Raw genomic sequence first — 17240 nt, forward strand, 5'->3', positions numbered from 1 at the left:
GCTAGGAAGACAATGTTCTGATTAAGTTAGAAAAATCCTCTTTGATGTCATGACTTTCTTCGCGTAGCTGCTCGATTTTACGACAAGCGTGCAGCACGGTTGTATGGTCACGTCCACCAAAGGCATCCCCGATTTCAGGCAAGCTGTGATTGGTTAACTCTTTTGCCAGCGCCATTGCCATTTGCCTTGGTCGGGCAACGGAACGGGAGCGCCGTTTGGAAAGCAAATCGGCCACCTTGATTTTATAATACTCAGCGACTGTTTTCTGAATATTATCAATGGTAACCAGTTTTTCTTGCAGTGCTAACAAGTCACGTAATGCTTCACGTACAAAATCAATAGTAATCGCCCGGCCGGTAAAATTGGCATTCGCTATTACCCTGTTCAATGCGCCTTCAAGCTCGCGGACATTAGAACGCAGGCGTTTGGCGATAAAGAAAGCGACTTCTCCTGGCAACTGGATTTCGTTTTCGTCCGCTTTTTTCATCAAAATAGCGACACGGGTTTCCAGTTCCGGTGGTTCAATAGCAACGGTTAGCCCCCAGCCAAAACGGGATTTTAACCGATCTTCTACCCCATTGATCTCTTTTGGGTAGCGATCTGATGTCAGGATAATCTGTTGATTACCTTCCAGTAATGCATTGAACGTATGAAAGAACTCTTCCTGAGAGCGCTCTTTATTGGCAAAAAACTGAATATCATCGATCAGCAATGCATCGACAGAACGGTAATAGCGTTTGAACTCTTCTATTGCATTGTTTTGTAATGCTTTGACCATATCCTGAACAAAACGTTCAGAATGCATATAAACCACCTTGGCGTTTGCCTTACGTGCCATAATACTGTTACCTACGGCATGCAATAGGTGAGTTTTACCCAAACCTGTACCGCCATAAAGGAATAGTGGATTGTAGGCGCCTCCGGGGTTATCGGCTACCTGTCTTGCGGCAGCGCGGGCAAGCTGGTTGGATTTACCTTCAACAAAATTATCAAAAGTATGTTTGGGATTAACATTAGAGCGATAAGACAGCTCTGGTTGTACCGCAGAGTTATCCCAACTGGGACGTACTGATGCGTTCTGTGGTGCAGGTGTAACCGGTGTATGGGCAACAACCCTCTGTGGTGGGCTGTTGTTTTGGGAAACAGGTTTATTGCCAACTTCGAAACGTAATAACGGTACTTCTGCTCCACAAAAGTCATTCAACAACCCATTGATATTGTTGATATACTTTTCTCTTACCCAATCCAGAACAAACCGATTTGGGGCATAAAGTGCCAGAGTGTTACCACTTAGCTCTGCCTGAAGGGGGCGTATCCACATACTGAATTCTGTGGCAGGTAATTCATCCTGCAATCGGGCAAGACATTGCTGCCAAAGCGAAAGTGACACGGCGGACTCCCCTAAAACAAGGCCAATTAACAATTAAAGAATCGGAGTGGTTAGCTCATTAAAATTGGGTACAAAACAACAATTCCTTCAGGACAAGGAAGGATCAATTGTCATGTTTATGGCGATTTTTAATGTCATCGCTCACCCATGATCCGCAGATAAGATCCAGATCATGACTTGGGATCATAGCGCAAAAGACGATATAGATCTTCATTCTTTTACACAGTTTAAGCGCTTTTTATCCACAGGATAAAATCGCTTGTGAAGTAAAGGGCTGTAAAAGGTGCTTTAAGAAAACCTGGCTTATGATCATAATAGAAAACGAAGATCAGCGAGTGATCATTGCGCTTTGCTCAACAGTCCGTATAATATTGCACCCTGCGTGCAATGCTAGGGTTTTTTGCCGGGTAGTCGTTGGCGAGGGGTTCCGGTGTAAGCACGGGCAGGTTGTTGGTAAACATTCAACTCAGTAGAAAAGCCGGCCGGCTTGTGTCATGTCAATTGACTCATAGCTGTACATTTTATTACAATCCCGCTTCTTTATATTGATGTTGCGATTGAGGCATCGGTGTCTACTTCTCACTGGTTGCCAACGCGTTTACTGAATCAGTAATAATTTTAAGTTAGGTAGAAATCGCTATGAAACGCACTTTCCAACCGTCCGTACTGAAGCGTAACCGTTCTCACGGCTTCCGCGCTCGTATGGCCACCAAAAATGGTCGTCAGGTTCTGGCTCGCCGTCGTGCAAAAGGCCGTGCTCGTCTGACCGTTTCTAAGTAATAAAGCTAACCATCTAGTGGTTACGCTCGCTTTTCCGAGGGAGTTACGCTTGTTAACTCCCAAGCATTTCACATATGTTTTCCAGCAACCCCAACGGGCAAGTTCACCAGAGATTACTATCCTTGGTCGCCTTAATGAGCTGGGGCATCCCCGCATCGGTCTTACTATAGCCAAAAAAAATGTTAAACGTGCTCATGAGCGTAACCGGATTAAGCGGTTGGCCCGTGAAAGTTTTCGTTTGAACCAACATAATTTGCCTCCTATGGATTTTGTGGTATTGGTTAAGAAAGGGGTTGCTGAGCTTGATAACCGTGAGTTAACGGAAGCTTTGGGTAAATTATGGCGTCGTCACTGTCGCTTGGCTCGCGCCTCCTGATTGCATTAATCCGGGGATACCAGTTAGTGATAAGTCCACTGCTGGGACCTCGTTGTCGTTTCAATCCTACGTGCTCTCAATATGGAATTGAGGCGCTATGCAGGTTTGGGATGATAAAAGGCGGTTGGTTAGCGGTGAAACGCATATTAAAATGCCACCCTTTACACGAAGGTGGTGATGATCCTGTCCCACCTGAAAAAAACAACGATAACAGAGAACACTAACGATGGATTCGCAACGTAATCTTCTTCTCATCGCTTTGCTGTTCGTTTCTTTCTTGGTCTGGCAAGCATGGGAAGCAGATAAAAATCCGCAACCAACTACAGTACAGGCCACGCAACAAACGGATATGCCTAGCAGCAGTGAGAGTCAGGCAGTGCCAGGCAGTGGAAAAGGTAAACTGATCACGGTTAAAACTGATGTGCTCTCTTTGACCATCAATACTCGTGGCGGTGATATTGAAGAGGCTGACCTGTTAGCCCATCCTGATACCCTGGGTTCAAGCAACCCATTCAAATTACTGGAAACAACATCTGCTTTCACTTATCAGGCACAAAGTGGATTGACTGGTAAAGATGGCCCGGATAACCCGGCAAATAGTGAGCGCCCGCTGTATACCGCAGCACAGGATAGCTATGTATTGGCTGATGGGCAGGATGAATTACGTATCCCAATGAATTTCGTCGCTAAAGATGGCGTTGTTTATGTCAAAACGTTTATTTTGAAACGTGGTACATACGCGATTAGTGTGGATTACCGCATTCATAACACGACAGAAAACCCGTTGCAGATGACCTTTTTTGGTCAACTGAAACAGAGTGTTGAATTGCCGAAACATCGTGATACCGGCAGCAATAACTTTGCATTGCATACTTACCGTGGTGCGGCTTACTCTTCAGACGAAACTAAATATAAAAAATACAGCTTTAGCGATATTGAAAGTGAACCGTTATCCGTCACCACTAAAGGTGGTTGGATTGCAATGTTGCAGCAATATTTTGCTACGGCATGGGTTCCCGCGGCTAATGAAACCAGCACCTTCTATACTGCCGCGTTAGGTAAAGAGATGGCTGCGATTGGTTATAAAAGTGCGCCAATCTCTGTTGCGGCTAATAGTGAAAAAACGATCTCTTCTACGCTGTGGATTGGCCCAGAAATTCAAGATGAAATGGCCGCTGTAGCCCCTCATCTGGATCTGTCAGTGGACTATGGCTGGTTGTGGTTTATTTCTCAGCCGTTATTTAAGCTGTTGAAATTCCTGCATGGTTTCATCGGTAACTGGGGCTTCTCCATTATCGTTATTACCTTTATCGTGCGTGGTATCATGTACCCGCTGACCAAAGCGCAATACACTTCAATGGCGAAAATGCGCCTGTTGCAGCCTAAATTAGCAGCTATGCGTGAGCGTATTGGTGATGATAAACAGCGCATGAGCCAGGAAATGATGGCGTTGTATAAAGCAGAGAAAGTAAACCCACTGGGTGGTTGTTTGCCTCTGTTGATCCAGATGCCAATCTTCCTTGCTCTGTATTACATGCTGATGGGTTCTGTTGAATTGCGTCATGCGCCTTTCGCTGGCTGGATTAATGACTTGTCTGCACAAGATCCTTATTACATCCTGCCATTGCTGATGGGTGTGACGATGTTCGTCATCCAAAAAATGTCTCCGACAACAATCACTGACCCAATGCAGCAGAAGATTATGACCTACATGCCTGTCATGTTTACCATATTCTTCCTGTGGTTCCCGTCAGGTTTGGTTCTGTACTATATCGTCAGCAACCTGGTGACCATTATTCAGCAGCAACTGATTTATCGTGGGCTGGAAAAACGTGGTCTGCATAGCCGCGAGAAAAAGCCGGCGAAATAAAGTATAACTTCAGTCAGAATGCGTTCTGGCAGTTATAATAGAAAAGGCGGTCATTGGCCGCCTTAACTATTTGAGTTAAAAAGCAAAAGAGAGATAACCATGAATACCACTGATACGATTGTCGCTCAAGCTACCCCACCAGGAAGAGGCGGTGTTGGCATTTTACGCGTTTCCGGCCAGAAAGCAGTACAAGTGGCTGAGGTGGTATTAGGGAAATTACCCAAACCCCGTTATGCAGATTATCTGCCATTTCGTGATGCAGATGGCAGTGTGCTTGATCAGGGGATTGCTCTTTATTTCCCTGGTCCCAATTCCTTTACCGGGGAAGATGTACTGGAACTTCAAGGACATGGTGGGCCGGTTATTCTCGATTTACTGCTGAAACGTATTCTGACTTTGCCTGGTGTGCGAATTGCTAATCCTGGTGAATTTTCTGAACGTGCTTTTCTTAATGACAAACTGGATTTGGCTCAGGCGGAGGCCATTGCTGACCTGATTGATGCCAGTTCGGAGCAGGCTGCCCGTTCAGCGATGAATTCCTTGCAGGGGGCCTTTTCTGCTCAGATTCATCAGATGGTGGAAGCACTTACTCACTTGCGAATCTATGTGGAAGCCGCTATTGATTTTCCAGATGAAGAGATCGACTTTCTTTCTGATGGAAAAATCGAAGCCAAGCTGGATGAAGTGATGGTTGAACTTGAGCGCGTACGTTCTCAGGCTCGCCAAGGTAGCCTTTTGCGTGAGGGGATGAAAGTCGTTATCGCTGGTCGTCCTAATGCAGGGAAATCCAGTCTGCTTAATGCACTGGCAGGCCGTGAAGCGGCAATTGTGACAGATATTGCGGGCACGACTCGTGATGTACTGCGTGAACATATCCATATTGACGGTATGCCGTTACATATCATTGATACTGCGGGGCTGCGTGAAGCCAGTGACGAAGTGGAACGTATTGGTATTGAGCGGGCATGGCAGGAGATTGTGCAGGCTGATCGCGTATTGTTTATGGTGGACAGTACGACAACCGATGCAGTCGAACCGGTGGAAATCTGGCCTGAATTTATGGCTCGTTTGCCTGAATCACTTCCTATCACCGTCGTTCGTAATAAAACGGATATGACAAATGAAAAGGTGGATATTACTAAAGTAAGTGGTTACTCACTAATCCGTCTTTCTGCCCGCAGTGGTAAAGGAATAGATTTACTGCGCGATCATCTGAAAGAAACGATGGGTTTCAACAGCAATACGGAAGGTGGTTTTCTGGCTCGCCGTCGTCATTTACAGGCATTAAATACTGCGGCAGAGCATCTGCAACAAGGCCATGAACAGCTGGTGGTTGCCCGTTCAGGTGAATTGCTGGCGGAAGAGCTACGTTTGGCACAACAGGCACTGAGCGAGATCACCGGTGAGTTTACTTCTGATGATCTGTTGGGCAGGATTTTTTCGAGTTTTTGTATTGGGAAGTGAATTGGTAAAATCAGTTTAACGGTTTCAGCGTGTAACAATGAGGTTAACTGCTCAAATTGGTTGACCGCGATATGAAAGTGACTAACTCGAAACAGCTCAGCGTATATTTAAAAGATGTCAGGCTCACTCAAAAGCTTACCCAAGGTAAAGTGGCGAGCAAAGTGGGTATTAGGCAGGACACGGTATCAAGCTTTGAGCAGCACCCGGATTCTACCAAGTTGGAGACCTTCTTTAAAATTCTGTCGGCGTTGAATTTAGAACTCGATATCCGGCCAAGAAACTCTACTGAGATAAATTTATCATTGGAAGATGACCGCACAGTGTCAGACCAAGTGTGGAAAGAGGAGTGGTAATGCTGATGAAGCACAGAAATAGTTATCCCCCAAAGAATATCATTCTGGGGGATAAGGGAACATTAACGACCCAATGCTTTGTTTATTAACCCAGTGGCAATATTACAACCATTGGGTTTTAATATTTCTGAGTGTGCGCAATCTACCAACTCTACGGTTATTCTGTCGGAGCATTTTAGCTTGTCGATAAAGTATTTTTCATCGTTGGAGAAAAACAACGATGTCGATTTTACTGGTTTCACATCCAGGTAATCGCGGATACGTGAACCAAAGATGCAGATGAAATGCTGAACTAGTAAATCTCTGTCATTAGAAAGTCGCCATGCTACTATCGCGCCGATACTGAATCCAATCAGTATCACTGAAGAATTGATGCGTGTAAGGGCATCTCTTACTTTGCATGTGTATTCATCTATTGATGAAACGTTATGAAAATATTCGTACATCGCTTCTTGATTATTTGGAGTTTCATTTTCTTTTTCGTAAGGGGAAATGAATGATCCATCACCACCTAAACGTTTTGCAATTAATTTTATGTGCTCTGAAACTCCATGAATATCCGTTAAAAATATAAATTTCATTTAATTCTCATTAGATTAATGATGTAGAAGACTAAGGTGTACGATTTAATCATATAACTAAGTTGATGTTGTATAATTTATTGAATAATAAGTTATTGTAGTTAATTTTATGTTAATATACCATTTCTTGTTGACTTCGTTGTTATGAAATTAATTGAATCGAGTTTTCATTATCTCTTTACTTAATTCATTATAAGTGAAAAAATTTATTATATAATTTAAAGTTGTTAATCATTATAGCCTTAATAACATCTGGTTTATTGATTGCTTGGTTATGATTAATCTATTAACCGTTCAGGATGAGTATAAACCGTAGCCCTACCGGGTTTGCAAAAACCAACCAGTGTCAGATTACATCGATCAGCGACTTCCACTGCCAGTGAAGTCGCTGCTGAAACAGCAAATAAAATCTCAACGCCACAGGTAGCAGATTTTTGTACCATTTCATAGCTGGCACGGCTAGATACCAAAGTAGCACCCTGTTGCCAACCTGTTTTGGCTCTCATTCCCAGTATTTTATCCAGCGCAACGTGACGGCCTACATCTTCACAGCCACCTAATAACTCACCTTCCGGATTGATCCAGCCAGCCGCGTGAGTACAACCCGTCATTGCGCCAATATCCTGAATATTGGTCAATTGAGAGAGAGCATAGTCAAGATGGCTTAATGAAAAGGTTTGAGTGAAAGGTAATGGGGCAATCGGGCGGAAAATGTCAGAAAGTTGCTCTGTACCGCAGATCCCGCAGCCCGTCCGTCCAGCCATATTGTGCCTGCGCTCTTTCAACCCAGCAAAGCGGCGGCTGGAAAGCTCTATTTGCAGCTCAATTCCGCCACGACAATTGACAAGAATATCAATGCCATGAATTTCTTGTTGAGATTCAATAATGCCTTCAGAAAGCGAGAACCCAACAGCGAAATATTCGAGATCTTTAGGGCTGACCATCATTACGACATGTGAGATACCGTTGTAGACCAAAGCCACAGGAACTTCTTCTGCAACCCAATCGGCTTTGAGTGTATTGAGCTGATGCTTTTGTTGCACATTTGTTTGTTTTGCACCCTCAATTGCATCAAGTTGTAACCACTTCCCTGATCTTGTGTTATGCATATGTATTAGACGAAATACCTAATAGTGTTGTTACATAATAATTATGTGGAAAAAAGAGTCTATACTATTTATCAGGCAATGAATCTGATCCCGCTACGGAAAGTGATTAAATAAAGAGAACACATTCAAGATTTTTCCCGTGAGGGAATGGATGTTTAAACAATGTGAGTGAGGAGATTCCCCATGCAAGTCAGCAGAAGGCAGTTCTTTAAGATCTGCGCTGGCGGTATGGCGGGTACGACGGTAGCAGCGTTGGGCTTTGCTCCAGCGGCAGCGCTTGCACAGACACGGCACTATAAATTGCTGCGTGCGCGTGAGACCCGGAATACCTGTACGTACTGCTCTGTCGGTTGTGGACTGTTGATGTACAGCCTTGGCGATGGCGCAAAAAATGCGAAAGAAAGTATTTTCCATATTGAGGGTGATCCTGATCATCCGGTGAATCGAGGCGCGCTTTGCCCTAAAGGGGCAGGTCTGATTGACTTTATCCATAGCGAAAGCCGTCTGAAATATCCAGAATACCGTGCTGCTGGTTCTGACAAGTGGCAACGTATCTCTTGGGATGAGGCATTTGATCGCATCGCTAAGTTAATGAAAGCCGATCGTGATGCTAATTTTGTTAAAACCAACAAAGAGGGTGTCACAGTCAACCGGTGGCTGACGACGGGGATGCTATGTGCGTCCGCTTCCAGTAATGAAACAGGCTATTTGACTCAAAAATTTAGTCGCGCTCTCGGTATGCTTGCCGTAGACAACCAGGCGCGTGTCTGACACGGACCAACGGTAGCAAGTCTTGCTCCAACATTTGGTCGCGGTGCGATGACCAACCACTGGGTTGATATTAAGAACGCGAATCTGATTGTCGTGATGGGAGGTAATGCAGCTGAAGCCCATCCGGTAGGATTCCGTTGGGCAATGGAAGCAAAAATCCATAATAACGCCAGGTTAATCGTGATCGATCCACGTTTTACCCGTACAGCATCTGTAGCGGATTTCTATACGCCAATTCGTTCCGGTACCGATATTGCTTTCTTGTCAGGTGTGATTTTATACCTGTTAACCAACAATAAGATTAATCGCGAATATGTTGAGGCGTACACCAACGCCAGCCTTATCGTGCGTGAAGATTACTCGTTCGATGATGGTTTATTCAGTGGTTATGATGCAGAAAACCGTAAATATGACAAAACCAGTTGGAACTATGCACTGGATGAAAATGGTTTTGCTAAACGTGATATCACACTAAGTCATCCTCGCTGTGTATGGAACCTGTTAAAAGAGCACGTTAGCCGCTATACGCCTGATGTCGTCAGTGATATTTGTGGCACACCAAAAGATGATTTCCTGAAAGTCTGTGAATATATTGCAGAGACTTGCGTTAAGGATAAGACCGCTTCCTTCCTGTACGCTTTAGGTTGGACTCAACACTCAGTTGGTGCACAGAACATCCGAACTATGGCAATGATCCAACTGCTGCTGGGCAACATGGGTATGGCTGGTGGTGGTGTTAACGCATTGCGTGGTCACTCGAATATTCAGGGGTTGACTGATTTGGGGCTATTGTCGCAGAGCTTGCCGGGATACCTGACACTGCCGTCAGAGAAACAGGTCGATCTGCAAACTTACCTACAGGCAAATACACCGAAACCTCTGTTGCCAGGTCAGGTTAACTATTGGGGTAATTATCCGAAATTCTTTATCAGTCTGATGAAAAGCTTCTACGGTGATAACGCCCGTCGGGATAACGATTGGGGTTTTGACTGGTTGCCTAAGTGGGACAAAAGTTATGACGTTCTGCAATTTTTTGAAATGATGTCGAAAGGTGAGGTGAATGGCTATATTTGCCAGGGCTTTAACCCGGTTGCTTCATTCCCGGATAAAAATAAAGTGGTTGATGCACTGTCGAAATTGAAATTCCTGATCACCATTGACCCGCTTAATACTGAAACGTCAACTTTCTGGCAGAACCATGGTGAGTTTAACGAAGTTGATTCATCCAAAATTCAGACAGAAGTTTTCCGCTTACCGTGTTGTTGTTTCGCAGAAGAAAACGGTTCAATTGTTAATTCTGGCCGCTGGTTGCAATGGCACTGGAAAGGGGCTGATGCTCCGGGAGAAGCTATCGGTGATGCTGAAATTCTTTCTGGTATCTTCAAACGTATGCGGGATATGTATCGTGCAGAAGGAGGAATATTACCAGAGCAGGTGCTGAATATGACCTGGGATTACTTCAACCCGGATAGTCCCACTTCGGAAGAGGTGGCTCAGGAGAGTAATGGCCGGGCACTGGTTGATCTACTTGATACTGATGGCAACGTCATGGTGAAGCAAGGCCAGCAATTGACCTCTTTTGCTCAACTACGTGATGACGGCACTACCGCCAGTGGTTGTTGGATCTTTGCCGGAAGCTGGACGCCAGAAGGCAATCAGATGGCCCGTCGTGATAATTCTGATCCGTCAGGTTTGGGTAATACGTTGGGTTGGGCTTGGGCGTGGCCGCTAAACCGTCGTATTTTGTATAACCGAGCATCGGCTGATCCGCAGGGTAAACCGTGGGATCCGAAACGTCAGTTATTGGCGTGGAGTGGGGCTAAGTGGCATGGGGCTGATATTCCTGATTACAGTGTGGCTGCACCGGAAACCGATGTTGGTCCGTTTATCATGCAGCCTGAAGGCATGGGGCGTCTGTTTGCTATTGATAAGATGGCGGAAGGTCCGTTTCCTGAACACTACGAACCCTTTGAAACGCCGTTGGGTACCAATCCGTTGCATCCGAATGTGATATCCAACCCGGCTGCCCGTGTGTTCAAAAGTGACTTTGAGGCTATGGGTAAGGCAGATAAATTCCCCTATGTGGGAACCACTTACCGCCTGACTGAACATTTTCACTACTGGACAAAACATGCATTACTGAACTCGATTATTCAGCCTGAGCAGTTTGTGGAAATCGGTGAAAGACTGGCAGAGAAGAAAGGTATCAAGCACGGTGATACTGTCAAAGTCAGTTCGAACCGTGGTTACATTAAGGCAAAAGCGGTTGTCACCAAGCGTATTCGTACTCTGAATGTACACGGACGTGAAGTGGATACTATCGGTATTCCCATTCACTGGGGCTTTGAAGGGGCCGCTAAAAAAGGCTTTATTGCTAATACGCTGACACCATTTGTTGGTGATGCGAACACACAAACGCCTGAATTCAAAGCGTTTCTGGTTAATGTGGAAAAGGTATAAGGGGAAAAATTATGTCATTGCAAACTCAAGACATTATTCGTCGCTCCGCAACTCACATGTTTATGCGGCATTTTGGTAGGGTAATTATATCCTGCCTATTGCTAATTAAGTTTTAATAATGCAGGAAGTTATTAAATATTAAAATAAAAATGGTATCGGAATATTTGATACCATTTTCTGTCTATCTGACTCTTAAAAACACAATATTCATATAATTATCTTAAGGGGTGATTCCTGACTGGCCTATAATTTACTTTACACCCAGTTCGATAATTGAATATAATTCATTTATATTTTTAGTGCCTTTAATAACGAGCCCTGCTTGCTCAGCCAAATATTTGAATTCAGTCAAGTAACGCTCTTTTCCTGATAATAGCACATCCATTGCGATGTCCGTAGATTTTATTCTTTCTGACTGCGATTTTTTTATTAATCCTATCAGTAGAATAGTTGCACCATTATCCATCGCCTTTCGGCAATTCTTCAATATTAATATTGAATCATTATCAGACCAATTATGGATAACATTCTTTAAAATATATAAATCGTAACCTGATGGGATCGACTTAAAAAAATCTCCATCTATAAATTCTATATTTTCTGAAACAGGAATTTTATTATATATATCCAATACAGCGTAATGTTTTCCTTTTATTTTTTCACTAATTCTTACTAAAAGATTTCCTTCTCCTCCGCCAAGATCTAATATTCTGTTGTATTGACTAAAATCATAAATATCAAGCAATTTTCCAATTATTTTGTCTGAGTTTTTTGACATAAAATGATCAAAATTTGATTTAAATAACTGATTACTTTCCAAATAATCAAAGAATGGTTTTCCATGTACTATTTCAAATGCGGGTTTGCTATTATTTTCAAGTAAGGATTTTGAATACATTAACCAAGCGTGCCAAAACTCTGGGCTAATCTCACATTTTGTCATGAGTGATTCCATACTCTCAGGATTGGCAAGTGCACTGCATTCATCAGAAAGCGCGACTCTCTTGTTGTTGTCAACTAATACTCCTATTTCGATTAAGAAATCACATAATCGGCTAAGGCGGGAATAATCGATACCAGATTTATGGGAAAGTTCGCTGATATCAACATAAGCCCCATCTTTAAAGTGAACTGACAATCCTGTATCAATAAAAGCATAAATTGCGGCTGATTTTCTATATGATGTAATAAGTTCGACTAGCATTGAGTTATCCTTTATATCTTCATTTCTCAAAAATACAATATCTATATAATCATCTTTAGAAATAATTCTTAGTGCCTATTGTTTATTTTACCCCTAGTTTGATAATTGAAGATAATTCATCTATACTTTTGGTTTCTTGAATGATAAGCCCAGCTTGGTTAGCCAAATATTCGAATTCAGTTAAGTTGCGTTCTTTCCCTAAGTATAGTATCTCCATGAATAGATCGAGAGATTTAACCATTGGAGATAGTGGTGATTTAATTACGGTTATCAATAGGATGGCGGCGTTATCATCCATCGCTTTTCGACAATTCTTTAAGATTGATATTGCATCATTATCAGACCAATTATGGAGAACATTTTTGAGAATATATAAATCATAACCGGATGGAACTGACTCTAGAAAGTCTCCATCTATAAAATCCATATCTTCAGAAACAGGAACCTCGTTGTATCTGTCCAATACGGCGTAATGTTTTCCTTTTACCTTTTCACTAATTTTTACCAGAAGATTTCCTTCTCCTCCGCCAAGATCTAATATTCTGTTGTGCTGATTAAAATCATAAATATCGAATAACTTTCCAATCATTGTATCAGAGAGACGTGACATTAAAGAATCAAAAGCTGATTTGATAAATTCATTATTATTCAGGTGGTTAAAGAATGGCTTGCCATGCACCATTTCGAATGCTGTTTTACCATTATTTTCAAGTAAAGATTTTGGATACATTAACCAAGCGTTCCAGTAATCTGATCTAATTTCCCACTTTATCAATAGTGATTCCATACTCTCTGGATCTGCAAGTGCACTGCATTCATCAGAAAGCGTGACTCTATCGTTGTTGCTAACCAATACGCCTATTTCAATTAAGTAATCACATAATCGACTAAGCCGGGAATGGTCAATGCCAGATTGACGGGAAAGTTCTGTGATATTGACATAGGTTCCATCTTTAAAATGAAGAGATAATCCTGTATCAACAAGAGCATAAATTGCAGCTGATTTTCTATATGATGTAATAAGTTCAATTAGCATTGAGTTATCCTTTATATCTTTATATTATGAAGAATTTAAATTTCTTATCAAAATATAATTATGATTGAGTAGATGTATTGACACTCTATTTAAATCAAAATGTAACTATTAACTTTGTTATATTTTCATGTAAATATTTAATTCACTCTGCTTCAGAACTTTTAGGCATCAGTCGTCGATCATCAGGCTAGACTATATTAAATATGATAAAAAAAAATGATGAAGATCACAATTAACTCTTTGCGGGGTTTTTAAGAATTAGATAGGAGAGAATAACGTAGTATCGATATTTCTACCTAAACAATGCTAGCCCGCGGTTTAATTCTAACTATTGTTGTTTATGTTTATGGGACATTCTGGGTGAAAGGATCTTCTCCGGGAATTAGGTCTATTTTATTGTTAATATTAAAGTTGAGTTCAGATTTTATTTTAATATCCATATGTCACGGCGATGTAAAATAAAGATTGGCATCAAAGATTATGATGCCAATTTTATATACCCTTCATCTTTCAAGTTGCTGCTTTGTTGGCTGCGTTCACTTACCCCAGTTACATAGTTATCTATGCTCCTGGGGATGCGTTCACTTGCCGCCGCGCTGCAACTTGAAATCTATTGGGTATATATAAATTTTTTAATAATGCAATATCCATATAATTATCTTTGGAAGTAATCCGTAACTACCTATAATTTACTTTACCTTTAGTTCAATAGTTGAAAATGTTTCATCTATATCTTTAGTATCTTTAATGGTGAGCCCTGCTTGATTAGCCAAATCTTCGACTTCAGTCAAATAACGCTCTTTCGATAAAAATAGCATATCCATTAATATGCTCATAGAGTTAGCTATTGGGGATTGTGGTTTTTTCATCACGCTTATCAGTAAGACAGTTGCATCATCATCCATTGCTTTTCGGCAATTCTTTAAGATTGATATTACGCCATCATCATTCCAATTATGGATAATATTCATTAAGATATATAAATCATAACCTGATGGAATTGATTTCATAAAATCTCCATTTATGAAATCTATATCTTCTGAAACAGGAAGTTCATTATATCTATCCAATACAGCATAATGTTTCCCTTTTACTTTCTCATTAATGCTTTCCAGAAGATGTCCTTTTGCACCTCCAACATCTAACATTCTGTTATATATATTAAAATCATAAACATTAAGCAAATTTTGAATTAATGTATTAGAGTTTTTTGTCATTAAAGCATCGAAATCTTCTCTGAGCGATTTATTATTCGCTAGATGTTCAAAAATTGGCTTTCCATATACCATTTCAAATGCTGATTTACCATTGTTTTCACGTAGAGATTTTGAATACATTACCCAAGAGTTCCAATGTTCTTGGTTAGTTTCATATTTTATCAATAGTGATTCTATACTCTCTGGATCTGCAAGTGCACTGCATTCATCAGAAAGTGTTATTCCGTGATTGTTGCTAATCAATACGCCTATTTCAATTAAGTAATCACATAATTGATTAAGGCGAGAATTGTCAATGCCGGATTTACGGGAAAGCTCATCTATATCTACGCAGGCCCCATCTTTAAAATGAACAGATAATCCTGTATCAACAAGAGCGTAAATTGCGGCTGTTTTTCTATGTGATGTAATCAGGTCGATTAGCATTGAGTTATCCTTTATGTGATTATTTTATAAATAAAGTATTTTATCTAAAGTTTAGGAAATATCATTATGACTAATTAGAACTCTTTGGAACATACTTTAATCGAAATGTAATTATTAACTTTGCTATTTTTTTCCTTATTCGGTGATGAGGTTTTAATTTGGTTTGCTTCCCAATTGGTTAACTCAATTTGATTGATCATGGTTAATTTATCCAATATCAAGATAGCATAACATTTTGGATGTCAGAATTACATGAACAGAACAGTAAATCAACAATGTATCATTAAAGTATTGTATCCGTCACCTTAATTACTCATTTTTAGGAGTAAGTTATTAACTAAAGATTATATTAAATCGAATAAAAATAAATGACGAAGATCACAACTAACTATTTTTGTTTTTACAATCAAATGGAAGTAAATAACATAGTGGGATATTTTTTTATAAATTAATTTATGGAAAAAATTAATAATTATAAAACCTGAAAAATTATAGGTGTTTTTTTGAATATATTGGTTGCTGTTGAGTATACAACTTTCTATATCATTACCTGGATTTTTACTGTAATTTTCTAATTCTCTCTGTGGCTCAGAGCCCGCTTTTGATCTATGCTGAGTGCTAAAAACAGGCTTAAGATTATTATTAGCCTAAAAGCCGCAAAGCAGATAACAGGAAGATAGAGCTTAATGAGTATTCGCATCGTTCCTAAAGAACAATTGAGCAAAGATCGTACCAATGAAAAAGCAGCAGATTATATCCCGCCACTGCTTTTTGCTAATCTGAAAAATCTCTATCAGCGCCGGGCTGAACGTCTGCAACAATTGGCAGAAGATAACCCATTTGCTGACTATCTTAACTTTGCAGCAGAAGTGGCTCAGGCTCAGCAAAAAGTGCTGCATGACAATCCATTGAAAATAGAGATAGTGGATATTCTGGAAAAATCTGCCGCTGAAGGCAAACCACCTCTGGATTGCAAAACATTTCCACGCACGAAGCATTGGCAAAAACTGTTTCACTCTCTGATAGCAGAATTACTGCCGGATGCACCGGAACACGTCAGTGTTGCTCTGGATAATCTGGAAAAAGCGTCAGAGCAGGAGCTGGAACAGATGGCTGATGCTTTGCTGAAAAATGAATTCAGTAAAGTCAGTTCTGAAAAATCCCCCTTTATCTGGGCTGCACTTTCCCTGTATTGGGCACAAATGGCAAATCAAATTCCAGGAAAGGCGAGGGCAGAATATGGTGAGCATCGTCAGTTTTGCCCGGTTTGCAGCAGTATTCCCGTCGCCAGTGTTGTTCAGATTGGCACAACCAACGGGCTGCGTTACCTGCATTGCAGCTTGTGTGAAAGTGAATGGCATATGGTACGGGTGAAATGCAGTAACTGTGAACAGACCCGCGATCTGAGTTATTGGTCATTAAAGAGTGAGCAAGCCGCAGTGAAAGCGGAAAGTTGCGGTGATTGCGGCAGTTATCTAAAAATCCTCTATCAGGAAAAAGATCCAAAAGTTGAGGCTATTGCTGATGATCTGGCTTCACTGATCCTTGATGCCAAAATGGAAGAAGAAGGTTTTGCCCGCAGTAGCATCAACCCGTTTTTGTTTCTAAATGAGTAAGTGTTAATTGACGGAATTGCCATGACACAAAAACCGTGCCCGCTGTACAGCCAGATCCCCGCCATTGATCGCCTGTTGCATGAGCCACAGATAGCATCGTTCGTGGAACAATATGGACAGACGTTAATCACTGCGACATTAAGAAGAATGCAGGAACAGGTCAGAATAAATATTAAGCAGTATCAAGAATTGCCTGATTGGTGTGATAACTGGGCTGTGGCACTTGGTCAGCGATTAGAGTGGAAGCAAGCTTTGGCTTTAAAGCCGGTGTTTAATCTTAGTGGTACTGTGCTTCATACCAATCTTGGCCGGGCATTATTGGCCGAACCGGCTATTGAAGCGGTAACACAAGTGATGCGTTCACCGGTAACGTTAGAGTATTCTCTCAATGGCGCCGGGCGTGGGCACCGTGATCGCGCTTTGGCGAATTTACTGTGTGAATTAACGGGGGCGGAAGATGCCTGTATCGTTAATAACAATGCAGCGGCGGTGTTGTTATTGTTGGCAACGGTGGCGTCAGGTAAGCAAGTTGTCGTTTCCCGTGGTGAGCTGGTGGAAATTGGTGGCGCATTCCGTATTCCTGATCC

Annotated in this window: 14 protein-coding genes and 1 pseudogene; 9 read left to right on the top strand and 6 right to left on the bottom strand. The window is 41.6% G+C overall.

Translation table 11 applies throughout. The features are described 5' to 3' along the window. Position 1: 1 nt before the first annotated feature. Positions 2 to 1390, bottom strand: coding sequence for a chromosomal replication initiator protein DnaA (dnaA, locus tag LGZ99_RS18335; RefSeq protein ID WP_021324133.1), 1389 nt, complete (start codon positions 1388 to 1390; stop codon positions 2 to 4). Between the two features lie 639 nt (positions 1391 to 2029). On the opposite strand from dnaA, the gene rpmH reads away from it, so the two are divergent. From rpmH to LGZ99_RS18365, 6 genes are all read left to right on the top strand, one after another. Then, positions 2030 to 2170, top strand: a complete 141-nt coding sequence (rpmH, locus tag LGZ99_RS18340) for a 50S ribosomal protein L34 (RefSeq protein ID WP_000831330.1) — start codon at positions 2030 to 2032, stop codon at positions 2168 to 2170. A 16-nt stretch (positions 2171 to 2186) separates the two neighbouring features. Further along, positions 2187 to 2546: a ribonuclease P protein component gene (gene rnpA / locus LGZ99_RS18345; RefSeq protein WP_071789434.1), complete on the top strand. Its 360-nt coding sequence runs from the start codon at positions 2187 to 2189 to the stop codon at positions 2544 to 2546. After that, positions 2510 to 2770 (top strand): membrane protein insertion efficiency factor YidD, encoded by a 261-nt coding sequence (gene yidD, locus LGZ99_RS18350; RefSeq protein ID WP_031280517.1) that lies wholly within the window; start codon positions 2510 to 2512, stop codon positions 2768 to 2770. Before rnpA ends, yidD begins: the two co-directional genes overlap by 37 nt. A gap of 2 nt (positions 2771 to 2772) precedes the next feature. Next, the gene (gene yidC / locus LGZ99_RS18355; RefSeq protein ID WP_036838793.1) at positions 2773 to 4416 is read left to right on the top strand and encodes a membrane protein insertase YidC; all 1644 of its coding nucleotides are present in this window, start codon (positions 2773 to 2775) and stop codon (positions 4414 to 4416) included. Positions 4417 to 4515: 99 nt separating this feature from the next. After that, on the top strand, positions 4516 to 5880 hold the full coding sequence (gene mnmE / locus LGZ99_RS18360; RefSeq protein WP_036838794.1) for a tRNA uridine-5-carboxymethylaminomethyl(34) synthesis GTPase MnmE: 1365 nt from the start codon (positions 4516 to 4518) through the stop codon (positions 5878 to 5880). Between the two features lie 71 nt (positions 5881 to 5951). After that, positions 5952 to 6233: a helix-turn-helix domain-containing protein gene (locus LGZ99_RS18365; RefSeq protein ID WP_021324128.1), complete on the top strand. Its 282-nt coding sequence runs from the start codon at positions 5952 to 5954 to the stop codon at positions 6231 to 6233. A gap of 62 nt (positions 6234 to 6295) precedes the next feature. On the opposite strand, the gene LGZ99_RS18370 is transcribed toward LGZ99_RS18365, so the two are convergent. Then, positions 6296 to 6814 (bottom strand): dienelactone hydrolase family protein, encoded by a 519-nt coding sequence (locus LGZ99_RS18370; RefSeq protein ID WP_023043540.1) that lies wholly within the window; start codon positions 6812 to 6814, stop codon positions 6296 to 6298. A gap of 278 nt (positions 6815 to 7092) precedes the next feature. Further along, positions 7093 to 7923, bottom strand: a complete 831-nt coding sequence (gene fdhD / locus LGZ99_RS18375) for a formate dehydrogenase accessory sulfurtransferase FdhD (RefSeq protein WP_023043541.1) — start codon at positions 7921 to 7923, stop codon at positions 7093 to 7095. A gap of 183 nt (positions 7924 to 8106) precedes the next feature. Between fdhD and fdnG the strand changes: the two genes are divergently transcribed. Further along, positions 8107 to 11154 carry a formate dehydrogenase-N subunit alpha gene (gene fdnG / locus LGZ99_RS18380; protein ID WP_128575454.1) on the top strand — a complete coding sequence of 1016 codons (3048 nt, stop codon included), beginning with the start codon at positions 8107 to 8109 and terminating at the stop codon, positions 11152 to 11154. A gap of 250 nt (positions 11155 to 11404) precedes the next feature. On the opposite strand, the gene LGZ99_RS18385 is transcribed toward fdnG, so the two are convergent. From LGZ99_RS18385 to LGZ99_RS18395, 3 genes are all read right to left on the bottom strand, one after another. Then, complete coding sequence (locus tag LGZ99_RS18385) at positions 11405 to 12358, bottom strand: methyltransferase (protein WP_036838798.1); 954 nt, start codon at positions 12356 to 12358, stop codon at positions 11405 to 11407. A gap of 82 nt (positions 12359 to 12440) precedes the next feature. After that, positions 12441 to 13394 carry a methyltransferase gene (locus LGZ99_RS18390; RefSeq protein WP_036838801.1) on the bottom strand — a complete coding sequence of 318 codons (954 nt, stop codon included), beginning with the start codon at positions 13392 to 13394 and terminating at the stop codon, positions 12441 to 12443. A gap of 689 nt (positions 13395 to 14083) precedes the next feature. Further along, a complete protein-coding gene (locus LGZ99_RS18395; RefSeq protein ID WP_036838802.1) occupies positions 14084 to 15037 on the bottom strand; it encodes a methyltransferase in 954 nt (317 codons plus the stop codon). Positions 15038 to 15723: 686 nt separating this feature from the next. Here LGZ99_RS18395 and fdhE point away from each other — a divergent pair. Together fdhE and LGZ99_RS18405 are read left to right on the top strand one after the other, a co-directional pair. Beyond that, positions 15724 to 16653: a formate dehydrogenase accessory protein FdhE gene (gene fdhE / locus LGZ99_RS18400; protein WP_036838804.1), complete on the top strand. Its 930-nt coding sequence runs from the start codon at positions 15724 to 15726 to the stop codon at positions 16651 to 16653. A gap of 21 nt (positions 16654 to 16674) precedes the next feature. Further along, positions 16675 to 17240 (top strand): annotated as a pseudogene (locus tag LGZ99_RS18405) (L-seryl-tRNA(Sec) selenium transferase); the annotation flags it as partial.

Source organism: Photorhabdus temperata, from assembly GCF_025384845.1.
Classification (GTDB): Bacteria; Pseudomonadota; Gammaproteobacteria; order Enterobacterales; family Enterobacteriaceae; genus Photorhabdus; species Photorhabdus temperata.

Bases quoted from the DNA above. Each gene is read 5' to 3' on its own strand.
- mnmE (WP_036838794.1), top strand. From the start codon at position 4,516: ATGAATACCACTGATACGATTGTCGCTCAAGCTACCCCACCAGGAAGA.
- LGZ99_RS18365 (WP_021324128.1), top strand. From the start codon at position 5,952: ATGAAAGTGACTAACTCGAAACAGCTCAGCGTATATTTAAAAGATGTC.
- fdhE (WP_036838804.1), top strand. From the start codon at position 15,724: ATGAGTATTCGCATCGTTCCTAAAGAACAATTGAGCAAAGATCGTACC.
- LGZ99_RS18390 (WP_036838801.1), bottom strand. From the start codon at position 13,394: ATGCTAATTGAACTTATTACATCATATAGAAAATCAGCTGCAATTTAT.
- fdhD (WP_023043541.1), bottom strand. From the start codon at position 7,923: ATGCATAACACAAGATCAGGGAAGTGGTTACAACTTGATGCAATTGAG.
- rpmH (WP_000831330.1), top strand. From the start codon at position 2,030: ATGAAACGCACTTTCCAACCGTCCGTACTGAAGCGTAACCGTTCTCAC.
- yidD (WP_031280517.1), top strand. From the start codon at position 2,510: ATGGCGTCGTCACTGTCGCTTGGCTCGCGCCTCCTGATTGCATTAATC.
- LGZ99_RS18370 (WP_023043540.1), bottom strand. From the start codon at position 6,814: ATGAAATTTATATTTTTAACGGATATTCATGGAGTTTCAGAGCACATA.
- LGZ99_RS18385 (WP_036838798.1), bottom strand. From the start codon at position 12,358: ATGCTAGTCGAACTTATTACATCATATAGAAAATCAGCCGCAATTTAT.
- yidC (WP_036838793.1), top strand. From the start codon at position 2,773: ATGGATTCGCAACGTAATCTTCTTCTCATCGCTTTGCTGTTCGTTTCT.
- LGZ99_RS18395 (WP_036838802.1), bottom strand. From the start codon at position 15,037: ATGCTAATCGACCTGATTACATCACATAGAAAAACAGCCGCAATTTAC.